Annotated in this window: 12 protein-coding genes; 8 read left to right on the top strand and 4 right to left on the bottom strand. The window is 64.2% G+C overall.

The window, feature by feature from the left end; genetic code table 11:
• Window positions 1-126: 126 nt before the first annotated feature.
• The 3 genes from ACVJ5M_RS09895 to ACVJ5M_RS09885 all read left to right on the top strand — a co-directional run bounded on the left by ACVJ5M_RS09895 (window position 127) and on the right by ACVJ5M_RS09885 (window position 2,599).
• The gene (locus ACVJ5M_RS09895) at window positions 127-333 is read left to right on the top strand and encodes a hypothetical protein (RefSeq protein ID WP_063981143.1); all 207 of its coding nucleotides are present in this window, start codon (window positions 127-129) and stop codon (window positions 331-333) included.
• 237 nt (window positions 334-570) lie between these two features.
• A complete protein-coding gene (gene nirK / locus ACVJ5M_RS09890) occupies window positions 571-1,668 on the top strand; it encodes a copper-containing nitrite reductase (protein WP_063986094.1) in 1,098 nt (365 codons plus the stop codon).
• Between the two features lie 52 nt (window positions 1,669-1,720).
• Window positions 1,721-2,599, top strand: a complete 879-nt coding sequence (locus tag ACVJ5M_RS09885) for an SUMF1/EgtB/PvdO family nonheme iron enzyme (protein WP_063981142.1) — start codon at window positions 1,721-1,723, stop codon at window positions 2,597-2,599.
• A gap of 98 nt (window positions 2,600-2,697) precedes the next feature.
• Here ACVJ5M_RS09885 and ACVJ5M_RS09880 read toward each other — a convergent pair whose 3' ends face one another.
• Genes ACVJ5M_RS09880 through ACVJ5M_RS09870 form a run of 3 tightly spaced genes read right to left on the bottom strand, consistent with a single transcriptional unit; the run spans window position 2,698 to window position 4,730 of the window.
• Window positions 2,698-3,333: a GNAT family N-acetyltransferase gene (locus ACVJ5M_RS09880; protein ID WP_063981141.1), complete on the bottom strand. Its 636-nt coding sequence runs from the start codon at window positions 3,331-3,333 to the stop codon at window positions 2,698-2,700.
• A 22-nt stretch (window positions 3,334-3,355) separates the two neighbouring features.
• Window positions 3,356-4,006, bottom strand: coding sequence for a 3-oxoacid CoA-transferase subunit B (locus ACVJ5M_RS09875; protein WP_011089829.1), 651 nt, complete (start codon window positions 4,004-4,006; stop codon window positions 3,356-3,358).
• A 16-nt stretch (window positions 4,007-4,022) separates the two neighbouring features.
• Window positions 4,023-4,730, bottom strand: coding sequence for a CoA transferase subunit A (locus tag ACVJ5M_RS09870; RefSeq protein ID WP_028151658.1), 708 nt, complete (start codon window positions 4,728-4,730; stop codon window positions 4,023-4,025).
• Window positions 4,731-5,001: 271 nt separating this feature from the next.
• On the opposite strand from ACVJ5M_RS09870, the gene ACVJ5M_RS09865 reads away from it, so the two are divergent.
• The 5 genes from ACVJ5M_RS09865 (at window position 5,002) to ACVJ5M_RS09845 (ending at window position 11,522) form a co-directional block, all read left to right on the top strand.
• Window positions 5,002-6,891: an AsmA family protein gene (locus ACVJ5M_RS09865; protein WP_283018935.1), complete on the top strand. Its 1,890-nt coding sequence runs from the start codon at window positions 5,002-5,004 to the stop codon at window positions 6,889-6,891.
• Between the two features lie 208 nt (window positions 6,892-7,099).
• Complete coding sequence (locus tag ACVJ5M_RS09860) at window positions 7,100-8,485, top strand: ABC transporter substrate-binding protein (protein WP_063981139.1); 1,386 nt, start codon at window positions 7,100-7,102, stop codon at window positions 8,483-8,485.
• A 97-nt stretch (window positions 8,486-8,582) separates the two neighbouring features.
• Window positions 8,583-9,455, top strand: coding sequence for a carbohydrate ABC transporter permease (locus ACVJ5M_RS09855; protein WP_063981138.1), 873 nt, complete (start codon window positions 8,583-8,585; stop codon window positions 9,453-9,455).
• Window positions 9,452-10,318, top strand: coding sequence for a carbohydrate ABC transporter permease (locus ACVJ5M_RS09850; RefSeq protein ID WP_063981137.1), 867 nt, complete (start codon window positions 9,452-9,454; stop codon window positions 10,316-10,318). Before ACVJ5M_RS09855 ends, ACVJ5M_RS09850 begins: the two co-directional genes overlap by 4 nt.
• 211 nt (window positions 10,319-10,529) lie before the next feature.
• A complete protein-coding gene (locus tag ACVJ5M_RS09845; protein WP_354099857.1) occupies window positions 10,530-11,522 on the top strand; it encodes a hypothetical protein in 993 nt (330 codons plus the stop codon).
• Here the strand turns inward: ACVJ5M_RS09845 and ACVJ5M_RS09840 are convergent, their stop codons facing one another.
• The gene (locus ACVJ5M_RS09840) at window positions 11,523-12,020 is read right to left on the bottom strand and encodes a DUF6622 family protein (protein ID WP_063981135.1); all 498 of its coding nucleotides are present in this window, start codon (window positions 12,018-12,020) and stop codon (window positions 11,523-11,525) included.
• Between the last annotated feature and the right edge of the window lie 7 nt (window positions 12,021-12,027).

The following is a 12,027-nucleotide window of genomic DNA, read 5'->3' as shown; positions in this document are numbered from 1 at the left end:
GGCGCGGCAAATCCCGGATGGCATTGGATGACCCGTTTTCGGGCGGACCACCTTGCGCTCGCTCAAAGTCCGAGCGCCGGATCGGGGCCATGATGACGTTCAATCATGACTCACTGGAGATAGGCCATGGCGTCGCTCGCGCTCGATCTCGTTCTCTGGCTCACCGGCGCTCGCGGTCATATCCCGCGCTTCGACGATTTTCGTCCCGCCCCCGCGGCACCCGCCGTCGGCGCAGGTTATCTCGTGCGGGTGCTGGCGATCACGGCCGCCATCTTTGCAGCGCTGTCGCTCGCGGTCTGGGGCACGGTCTGGATTGCGATCCAGCTTCTCTGATCGACAACCATAGATTCACAATCGCGCATAGTTGAACATGCGAACGATTTGCCGCTTGCGCGACTGATATCACGCGACGCCGCGTGCTTCGCACGGCCGATACGCGCTTCGGCAAACCTCCTAAGGATTTTACCGGAGGCGAATTCGGCAAAAGCTTGTCGCAGCGCAAACACTCTTGCCGTAACAGGCGCAGACTGCATCCGTCATCAAAACCCTTTCAGATGAAGGATGCTTCCGATGTTCACCCGCAGAGCCGCATTGATCAGCGCCGCCGCGACCGCCCTGATGCTCGCGACACCCACGTTCGCCGCCGGCGATCTCAAGCTGCCGCGGCAGAAGGTCGAGCTGGTCGCCCCGCCCTTCGTGCACGCGCACGAGCAGGCCACGACGCAGGGGCCCAAGATCGTCGAGTTCAAGCTCAACATCGAGGAGAAGAAGGTCGTCATCGACGACAAGGGCACCACGTTCCAGGCCATGACCTTCAACGGCTCGATGCCGGGCCCGCTGATGGTCGTGCATGAAGGCGACTACGTCGAGGTAACGCTGGTCAATCCCGCGACCAACACCATGCCGCACAACATCGACTTCCACTCCGCGACCGGCGCGCTCGGCGGCGCCGAGCTCACGCTGGTCAATCCCGGCGAGCAGGTCGTGCTGCGCTGGAAGGCAACGCGGACGGGCGTGTTCGTCTATCACTGCGCCCCGGGCGGCCCGATGATCCCCTGGCATGTCGTCTCCGGCATGAACGGCGCGGTGATGGTGCTGCCGCGCGACGGACTGAACGACGGCAAGGGCCATGCGCTGAAATACGACAAGGTCTACTATGTCGGCGAGCAGGACATGTATGTACCGCGCGACGAGAAGGGCAACTTCAAGTCCTACGATTCGCCGGGCGAGGCCTTCACCGAGACCGAAGAGGTGATGAAGAAGCTGATCCCCTCCCATGTCGTGTTCAACGGCAAGGTCGGCGCGCTCACCGGCAAGAACGCGCTGACGGCCAAGGTCGGCGAGAACGTGCTGATCGTGCATTCGCAGGCCAATCGCGACAGCCGTCCGCACCTGATCGGCGGCCATGGCGACTATGTCTGGGAGACCGGAAAATTCTCCAACGCGCCGGAGACGGGCCTCGAGACCTGGTTCATCCGCGGCGGCTCGGCGGGAGCTGCGCTCTACAAGTTCCTGCAGCCCGGCATCTACGCCTATGTCACGCATAATCTGATCGAGGCAGCCGACCTCGGCGCCACCGCGCACTTCAAGGTCGAAGGCAAGTGGAACGACGATCTGATGACCCAGGTGAAGGCGCCCGCGGAGATACCGGCTCCCAACACCAACTAGACGCGACAGGGGGCCGGTCATCGCCGGCCCCTTCCTTCTTCGGGGGACGACCATGCTGATCGCATTCAAGCTGAAACTGCTGCTCGCCTGCGCCGCAGGGCTCGCAGGGCCGATCGCCGTGGCGCCGCTGGTCTCGGACATGGCGGTCCATGGCACGGCGACGGAGCCTGCGATCGTCAGGGTCGCGCCGGGTAATCTCTCCTATCGCGAGGCCGGCGATTTCACCCGCGCGGGGCTGCAGGCCGAAGTGCCGCTGCGCGCGATGCGCTTCAACCGGCCGCTGCACATCATGCGGCACCAGGTCTCGTCATCCGACTATCAGCTTTGCGTGCAGGATAGCGCGTGCCGCGCGCTCGATCGTGGCGTCGCGATTGCGTCCGATCGTCCCGCGGTCCAGGTGAGCTGGCACGATGCGCAGGCCTATGCGGGCTGGCTGTCGCGCAAGACCGGCCACACCTATCGCCTGCCGAGCGACGCGGAATGGGCCTTTGCGGCCGGCTCCCGGTTCAGGGACGACGGCGCGCCTGTGGACGCAGACGATCCTTCAAAGCTCTGGCTCAGCCGTTACGAGCGTGAATCCGAGCGCGACCTCTCCGACACGACGGCCTATCCGTTCGGCAAGTTCGGCACCAACGAGCACGGTATCGAAGATCTCGCCGGCAATGTCTGGGAATGGACCTCGACCTGCTTCGTGCGCTCGCGGATCGACGCAGCCGGCAAGGCCGGCCGCCCCACCGTGAATTGCGGCGTGCGCGTCGCCGAGGGTGCGCACCGCGCCTACGTCACCGACTTCATCCGCGACGCTCGCGCCGGCGGCTGCGCACAGGGCGTGCCGCCCGCCAATCTCGGCTTCCGCCTGGTGCGCGAGGAGCCGTCATGGGTCGCAAGCGTGTCGGCGCGGTGGGGCAAGGTGTGGGCGGCAAGGTCGTAGGTATCGCCGAGTAGCCCGGATGGAGCGCAGCGCAATCCGGGATCGGACCATCCACGAGCACCCCGGATTTCGCTACGCTCCATCCGGGCTACGGCGCATCACATCGTTCGCGCAAACATGCGAAATCCGGGCGCGCCGATGATCGCCTCGAACGCGGGATCGCGCTTCTCTTCTGCGAAGACAAATCCTGCCCTGGCGTAGGCGCGTTCAGCCGGCTGATTGCCGATCAGGAACGATATCGTCGCGCGGGCAAATCCGGCCGCTCGTCCCTTATCCAGTGCGAGCGCAAGCAACGCCTGCACGAGGCCGCGACCGCCATAGGCGGGATCGGTCGCGACGTGCTCGATCATCCAATCACCCTCGCCGCCCTGAACCCAGCAGGCGCGCGTGTAGGTGCCGCGGCGACGGATGGCTTCCAGCTCCGGCGCGGCAAGCCCGGTCGCGGCACCGACCTCCTCGATGGCACGCCAGGCCGCAGGCCCCGTGCCGGCCGCCGGCAGTGCGCACAACGCGGCAGCAGGCTTGCCATCGATCTCGGCGATCAGGAATTGCGAGACATGCCACATCGACACCGCATGTGCGGTCGCGATGCGCGCGATGAAATCGCGGCACTGTGCCTGGGGCCAGCCGAGCGCGACGTCGAACCAACCGCGCGGCCGATAGCCGCGCTGCGACGACAGGATGGTTTGTGCGATGAAATCGGCGTCTTCGGGACGCGCAGACCGTATCGTCATGCGCGCCCCCGTTGCGACGACCTTACGTATTCTTCAGCGCGACGCGGAATTCGGCTTCGGTCTTGGCCTTGACCTCGTCGAGCGAGACGCCGTCGGCGAGCTCGATCAGCGCCATGCCGCCGTCGCCGTGCTTGTCGATGGTGAAGACCGCGAGATCGGTGACGACCATGTCGACCACGCGCTCGCCGGTCAGCGGCAGGTTGCACTTCTTCAGCAGCTTCGAGCCGTCCTTGGCCGAATGCTCCATCACGACGACGACGCGCTTGACGCCGGCGACGAGATCCATAGCGCCGCCCATGCCCTTGACCATCTTGCCGGGGATCATCCAGTTGGCGAGATCGCCGTTCTGGGCCACCTGCATGGCGCCGAGGATCGACAGGTCCATGTGGCCGCCGCGGATCATCCCGAAAGAATCCGCGCTCGAGAAATACGAGGTCGACGGCAGCTCGCTCACGGTCTGCTTGCCGGCATTGATGAGGTCGGCATCCACCTCGTCCTCATAGGGGAACGGGCCCATGCCGAGCATGCCGTTCTCGCTCTGGAGGCTGACATCGACGCCATCGGGGATGAAGTTCGAGACCAGCGTCGGGATGCCGATGCCGAGATTGACGTAGTAGCCGTCGCGCAGTTCCTTCGCGGCGCGCGCAGCCATCTGTTCACGGGTCCAGGCCATGTGAGTCTCCTGACGCTTAAGCGGCGGTGCGCGGGCGGGTGTTACGGAATTCGATGCGCTTCTTGGCCGTACCGACCTCGACGATGCGCTTCACGAAGATGCCGGGCGTGTGGATGTGGTCGGGATTGAGTTCACCGGCCGGAACCAGATGCTCGACCTCGGCCACCGTGATCTTGGCGGCGGTCGCCATCATCGGATTAAAGTTGCGCGCGGTCTTGCGGTAGATGAGGTTGCCGGCGGTGTCGCCCTTCCAGGCGTGCACGATGGCGAGGTCGGCGAACAGGCCACGCTCCATCAGGTATTTCTCGCCGTCGAACTCCTTCACTTCCTTGCCTTCGGCGATCAGCGTGCCGACGCCGGTCTTGGTGTAGAAGGCCGGGATACCGGCGCCGCCGGCGCGGATGCGCTCGGCCAGCGTGCCCTGCGGATTGAATTCGAGTTCCAGCTCGCCGGCCAGGAATTGCTGGGCGAACAGCTTGTTCTCGCCGACATAGGACGAGATCATCTTCTTGATCTGGCGGGTTTCGAGCAGGCGGCTGAGGCCGATACCGTCGACGCCGGCATTGTTGGAGACGACCGTCAGGCCCTTGACGCCGGACTCGCGGATTGCGTCCGACAGCTCCTCGGCGATGCCGCAGAGGCCGAAGCCGCCCGACATGATCATCATGTTGTCTTTCAGAACGCCTTCGAGAGCCGACTTGGCGTCGGGATAGACCTTGTTCATGCAAATAACCTTCGGGTGAACCTTCGGCTGGCAGGCGTCGCGCCTCATTGGCGGCGATTATTAGGCGAAATCGTCCAAAGCCGTCAATGATACGGGGTTCTCCGTTCCGTCCTCCGGTGATAGAAGCTGCCCACGCCGTGGGCAGACCCGTCCGCGGCCTTGAAAGCGACAAGAAAACCCATCAAGTTGCGGGGGTTGGGCGTGGGCACGCAGGTTTCCGGTCCGCCCTTCTGGCTCCCGCGACCAACCCGATCAGGACATGCCATTGACCATGGCCCAAGGAATGAAGCGCCTCGGGACGCCGATCGCGGCGCTGCTCGGCCTCGCGCTGATCGCCCTGATCGCGACCTCCTGGCTCATCAACCGCGACGCGCTGCGCAAGGCGGTGGAAACGCAGATCCGCGACGTCACCGGGCTCGAGCTCAGCGTGGCAGGCAGCATCGACATTTCGCTGCTGCCGGCGAGCTACATTTCGTTCCATGACGTCGGCCTGAAGGGCGGCGGCACCAGCGATCCCGCGCTCCATGTCGACGTGCTCACCGCCAATCTCCGGCTGCTGCCGCTGCTGCTGCAGCGGTTCGAGATCGCCGACCTGACCCTGCTGCGGCCGCGCATCCATGTCAGCCTGAAGCAGGACGGCGAAAGCAACTGGACGCCCTTCATCCAGACCATTGCGCGCACCATGAAGCCGGGCGCCGAGAACCAGGTGTCGTTCTCCGAGATCAGGATCCAGGACGGTGTGCTCAATTACGAGGACGCCACCACCCACGCCGCCGAGAAGTTCGAGGACATCGACCTGTCGCTGGCCTGGCCCTCGATCTCGCGGTCCTTCGCCGCGACCGGACAGTTCGACTGGCGCGGCGAGCGCGTCGACGGCTCGATCAGCTTCGCCGATTTCGTCGCCGCCCTCTCCGGCGACCGCTCCGGGCTGAAGGCGCGGATCGCCAGCGCCCCGCTCAAGCTTGCCTTCGACGGCAGCGTCGCCAACCGCACCAGCCCGATGATGGAAGGCACGCTCACCATCGACAGCCCGTCCTTGCGCAACGCGCTGCGCTGGACCGGTCAGCCGCAGCCCGGCAGCGGCGGCTTCGGCCGCTTCGCGCTGAAGGCGCGCGCCAATGTCGTCGGCGCCTCGATCGCGCTCACCAACGTCAATGTCGAGCTCGACGGCAACACCGCCGAGGGCGTGATGACTTACGCCAATAACGGCCGGCAGACGCTGCAAGCGACGCTTGCCGCCGACGCGCTCGACTTCACACCTTATATCTCGACCTTCCGCCTGCTCGCCAGCGGCGCCCGCGACTGGAACAGGCAGCTGTTCGATCTCAACGGGCTTTCGACCACCGACCTCGACATGCGCCTGTCGGCAGCCAGGCTGACAGTCGGGTCGTCGAAGCTCGGCCGCACCGCGATCGGCGCCAATCTGCGCAACGGCACGCTGGCGCTCTCGGTCGGCGAAGCCCAGGTCTATGGCGGCATCGCCAAGGGCTCGTTCGGGATCGCGCGCTCCGACACCGTCGCCGACGTCAAGGCGCAATTCCAGTTCACCGATGTCGATCTTCAGGCCTGCGCTTCCGAATTGTTCGGCCTCAACAAGCTGTCCGGCCGCGGCAACATCAACGTCTCGCTGCTGGCCTCCGGCTCCAGCCCGTTCGGCCTCGTGCAGTCGCTCGACGGCACTGCCACCGTGACCGGGCACGACGGTGCGATCTCGGGCTTCAACGCCGAGCAGCTCCTGAAGCGGCTGGAGCGGCGGCCGCTGTCGGGCGGCGGCAATTTCCGCAACGGCTCGACCCCTTATGACACTCTCACCATCGCGGTGAAATTCTCCGATGGGGTCGCCACCGCCGAGGACATCCGCATCGAGGGGCCGGCTGCGAAGATCACGCTGACGGGCACTGCCTCGGTGCCGACGCGCGAATACGACATGAAGGGCGTGGCGAGCCTCAATACGACGTCCGGCTTTCAGTTGCCCTTCATGGTGCAGGGTCCCTGGGATGATCCGCTGATCTTCCCCGACCCTGAAAGCCTGATCCGCCAGTCGCCTGCGGCGTCCCCCTTCCTGGACCTCCTGAAGCGGCGGATCACCGGCGAGAAGCACCCTGCGCCGACAGATTCGCCGACGGCCGATAACGCCAAGGACAACGCGAAGTCCAACTGAGGACGGCGATCGTCCGGCGCTGCCGGACCATCGCGAATTGATCCGGCCGAATTGATGCGGCGATTGGATCGATGCGCGGATTAAGCATCTCCGCTGGCCCGACACCCCACGACCTATGTCTGACAAGATGCCGCTAGATCGGCTGACGGCCATGCGCTAGTGTTTTATACGACCGGTTAAAAACACCGGCCGTTTGAGGGAGAAAAACGTGAGATCCAAGGTTATTGGCGCAGTTTCATTGGCGGTCGCTGCGGTTGGGCTTTTTGCGGCCACTGCACCCGCCTTTGCGCAGCAGAAAACGATCACGGTCTGGTGGGGCAAGGGCTTCTATCGGTCCGAAGACGACGCACTGATCGAGACGATCAAGAAGTTCGAAGCCAAGACCGGCATCAAGGTCGAATTGTCGCAGTACGCGATCCAGGACATGATTCCGAAGACGGTGGCCGCGCTCGATGCCGGCACTGTGCCCGATGTCGCCTATTCCGATTCCTACGACGTGCAGGCGCAGGGCAAGTGGGCCTATGAGGGCAAGCTCGAGGACCTCACGGACGTCATGGAGCCGATCAAGGGCCGGTTCGTGCAGAACACGCTGGACGCGTCGATCCTCTATAACGACGTCACCAAGAAGAAGGCCTATTACGGCTTCCCGCTGAAGCAGCAGAGCATGCATGTCGAGATCTGGAACGACATGCTGGAGAAGGCCGGCTTCAAGCTCGCCGACATCCCGACCGACTGGGCGGGCTACTGGACGTTCTGGTGCGACAAGGTGCAGCCGGGTATCCGTAAAGCCACCGGCCAGCGCATCTACGGCGTCGGCCAGCCGATGGGCGTTGAATCCACCGACGCCTTCCAGTCGTTCTACACCTTCATGGACGCCTACCACGTCAAGCTGGTCGACGACGACGGCAAGCTCCTGGTCGACGATCCCAAGGTGCGCGAGAATCTGATCAGCGCGCTGAAGGATTACACCGACACCTATATCAAGGGCTGCACGCCGCCCTCCTCCACAACCTGGAAGGACCCCGACAACAACGTCGCCTTCCACAACAAGACCATCGTGATGACCCACAACTTCACGATCTCGATCGCGGCGAAGTGGTTCGAGGACTCGCAGAATCAGGCGCTCACGCAGGAGCAACGCGACGCCGGCAAGAAGGCCTATGAGCAGGACATCGTCACGGCGTCCTTCCCGAAGGCGCCCGACGGTTCGACCATCCGCTACCGCTCCGACGTCAAGACCGGGCTGGTGTTCACCGCGGCCAAGAACAAGGCCGAGGCCAAGCAGTTCATCAGCTTCCTGCTCCAGGAAGAGAATGTTCGTCCCTATATCGAGGGCGCGCTCGGCCGCTGGTTCCCGGTGACGAAGGAAAGCCAGGCCAGCCCGTTCTGGCAGGCCGACAAGCATCGCAAGGCGGTCTACGCCCAGTTCACCGGCGGTACCGCCGCGTTCGACTTCACCAAGAACTGGAAGTTCACGATCCTCAACAACGAGAACGTCTGGGCCAAGGCGATGAACCGGGTCGTCAGCGAAAAGGTCCCGGTCGACAAGGCCGTCGACGAGCTGATCGCCCGCATCAAGCAGGTTGCAGGCTAAATCCTCTTTCTTCCTCTCCCCGCTGGCGCGGGGAGAGGCGAAACGCTAATACCGGCCGCCTCGTGCGGCCGGAAGTCCTTTCAAAGAGTCCTGAAGAATGGCGATTACGCTCTCTGGCGATCAGTCGATGCCCGCTCCGCCCTTGTCGTCGCGGCTGACCCCGGCGCAGGTCTGGGGCATCGTGCTGCTCGCGCCCTATCTGCTCGTTTTCCTCGCCTTCGTCGTCTATCCCGTCTGCTACGGGCTGTGGCTGGCGCGGGCCCCGTCGAATTATGTCGCGCTGTTTCACGATCCGATCTTCGCGCGCGCCGCGGTCAACACGCTGATCTTCCTGGTCATCGGCATCAACATCAAGATGCTGATCGCGTTGTTCCTGTCCGGCTTCTTCGCGCAGCAGCGCACCTGGATCAAATGGCTCTCGGTGATCTTCATCCTGCCCTGGGCGGTACCGTCGATCCCGACCATCCTGTCGGTGCGCTTCATGTTCAATCCCGAATGGGGCGTGGTCAACCACCTCATCTTCTCCCTCACCGGCGATGACGGCCCGAACTGGCTGAACGACCCGACCGTGGCGCTGAGCATGGCCATCGGCGTGCACATCTGGAAATCACTGCCGTTCTGGACGCTGATCCTGATCACCGGACGCCTTGCGATCGCGCACGATCTGTTCGAGGCCGCCGAGGTCGATGGTGCGAGCTGGTGGCAGAAATTCCGCTACATCACCTGGCCGTCGATGCAGACGCTCTACATCACCTGCACACTGCTCTCGATGATCTGGACGCTCGGCGATTTCAACAGCGTCTATCTGCTCACCGGCGGTGGCCCGGCTGACCTCACGCACGTGCTGGCGACGCTCGGTATCCGCTATCTCCGGCTCGACCAGCTCTCGCTCGCGATGGCCTCCATCGTCTGCGCGATGCCGTTCGTCCTGCCGCTCGTGTACTTTATGATGAAACGGTTGTCGCGATGAAGCTTCCCGGCGTAAGCGAATTTTCCTGGCGCGACGTCGCGGTCGAAGCGCGGCTGCTGCTGATCGGTATTCCCGTCTTCCTGTGGACGATGATTCCGATCTACCACATGTTCCTGTTCGCGATCTCCCCGAAGGAGGACGCGTTCTCGGGCAAGCTGTGGCCGGATCATCCGACGCTCCACAACTTCGAGATCGTGTTCAAGCAGCAGCACTACTTCCTGCGCGACTTCTACATCCAGTTCTGGAACTCGACGGTGATCGCGGTCTCCGTCGGCGTGATGACGCTGTTCATCGCCACCGCCGCGGCGTTCGCGATCTCGCGATTGAAGGTGCCGGGCGGCCGCACCGTGTTGAACCTCGCGCTCTTCACCTATTTCATCCCCGCGGCGTTCCTCGCCGTGCCGATGTACCGCACCATGGGCAATTACGGCCTGCTCAACAATCACTGGTCGCTGATCCTGGCCATGGTGACGATTGCTAGCCCCTACGCGATCTGGGTGCTCAAGCAGGCCTCCGACAAGCTGCCTGTCGAGCTGGACGAGGCCGCGGTGATGGACGGCGCCACGACGCTCCAGATCTTCCGCCTGGTCTACCTGCCGCTGATGATGCCCTCGCTGGTCGCGATCGGCACCTATGCGGTGCTGCTCGCCTGGAACGAATATCTCTACGCGTTCCTGCTTCTGTCCAACGACCGCGAGATCACCCTCCCCGTCGCGCTCGGCAACTTCCTCGCTGCCGACGATTCGCCCTGGGAGCTGTTGATGACCACCGGCTTCATTTACGCGCTGCCGCCGGCCGCGGTCTATTACGCCTTCCGCCGCTACATGGTGGGCGGGCTCACGGCAGGCGCGGTGAAGTCCTGACAATCGAGAGCCTCGTTCCGATGCAATCGGAACGGGGCTCTCGATTCTTGTTTTGACGCGTTTTCTTTACGCCAACCGGTATCCACTTCGCTCGAAATCGCTCCCGGACGCATCGCGTCGCCGCAAGCAGGGCGTTCGAGCGACGACGTGGACAATTGCGGGTTGTCCACGCCTGCTCTAACCTCGCAGCCCTGTCACGGGGCACGTCACCATGCGAGGCAACGACGCGATCCATCTCGGCCTGATGCTGCTGGCGTTCGCAGCGTCCTATTTGGTGCCGTTCGAGCTGCTGCTGCTGGCCTATGTCGTGCTCGGCCCGGCGCACTACTTCACCGAGATCTCGTGGCTGCACGATCGCAGCTATTATCTGCCCCATCGCGGGATCGCGGCGATGCTCGCGATCGTCGCCGTGGTCGCGGTGCTGATCGACAACGCCTCGTGGTTCGACCTTGCGATGTGGGGCGCGCTGGTCGTCTGCGCCATGCTGGCGGCCACCACCTCCGCGATCGAGAGCATGCTGCTGTTCATGGTGGCGATCGCCCTGTCCGCGATCATGTATTCGAGCGGATCGTCGCTTGCGGTCATCGGCATCCTGATTCCGACCCTGATCCACGTCTCGCTGTTCACACTGATCTTCATGGTGCTCGGCGCACACCGATCCGGCAGCCGCACGCAAGCTGCGCTGGTGGCCGTCTACCTCGTCGCAATCGCCACGATCCTGCTGCTGCCGCCGACTGCCGGAGTCCGGATCGCGAGCTTTGCCCGGGTCGGCCAGGATTATTTCGGCAATGTCGGCCCTGCCCTCGGCCGGCTGTTCGGCGTGCCCGGCCTCGTCCTCGACACCAGGCTGACGAGCCTGCTCGCTTTCGTTTACACCTACCACTACCTCAACTGGTTCATCAAAGCCGACGTCATCCGCTGGACTGAGGTGCCCAAGGCGCGGCTGGCGGCGATGGCCGCCGCAAGCGCCGCCTCCACCGCGCTGTACTTCTACGACTACGCTTTCGGCTTCACCTTCCTGCTGGCGCTGAGCCTGATTCACATCCTGCTCGAGTTTCCGCTCGACAGCCTCGCGCTGCGGCAGCTCGGCGCCGCGATGCAGGGCGCGGTGCGCGCGCGATATGCGGGGCCCATCGCGGCCTCCGCGACGCGGTCGCGTTCTACGGGCACCAAGGCCGCGAAACGCGCAACCCGGTCACGCTGATCATCTCTCCGCGCTCTTGCGTCGATACGCGACCAGCAGGGCGATCGTCGAGCCGATGAAGTAGCCGGCTGTCGCGCCCGAGATGGCGCGGCCGACGACGATCGCCAGCGCGCGGTCGCCCGCATCGATCGCCGAGATCACGCCGACCGCATATTGCGAGGCGAAGACAATCAGGTTGCGGACCAGACCAAATGGACTGCCCGGACGGATGATCTGCCCGGTCGCGTGATCGACGTCGAACGGGCGCGGCGTCAGCACGCCGAGCGGCAGCAGCACCAGCGCGGCCGCGATCCATGCGACCAGCGGCCAAACGCTGTCTTGGTGGCCGAAGCCGAGCCGCGAAATCCCCCAGACGATGAACACGACCGGCACGATCAGCGCGCGCCAGATCGGCGTCGTGCGCGGCTGCATCGCCTGAACGCCCTGCCACACCAGATAGGCGAGCAGCATCCAGACCCAGACCGGCGTGTGGATCAGGATCTGGTAGGCGAATGTCATGATTGCT

The organism is Bradyrhizobium sp. S3.7.6, from assembly GCF_054061875.1.
The sequence above is the reverse complement of the archived record's forward strand: the minus strand, read 5'-3'. Positions and strand labels throughout refer to the sequence as shown.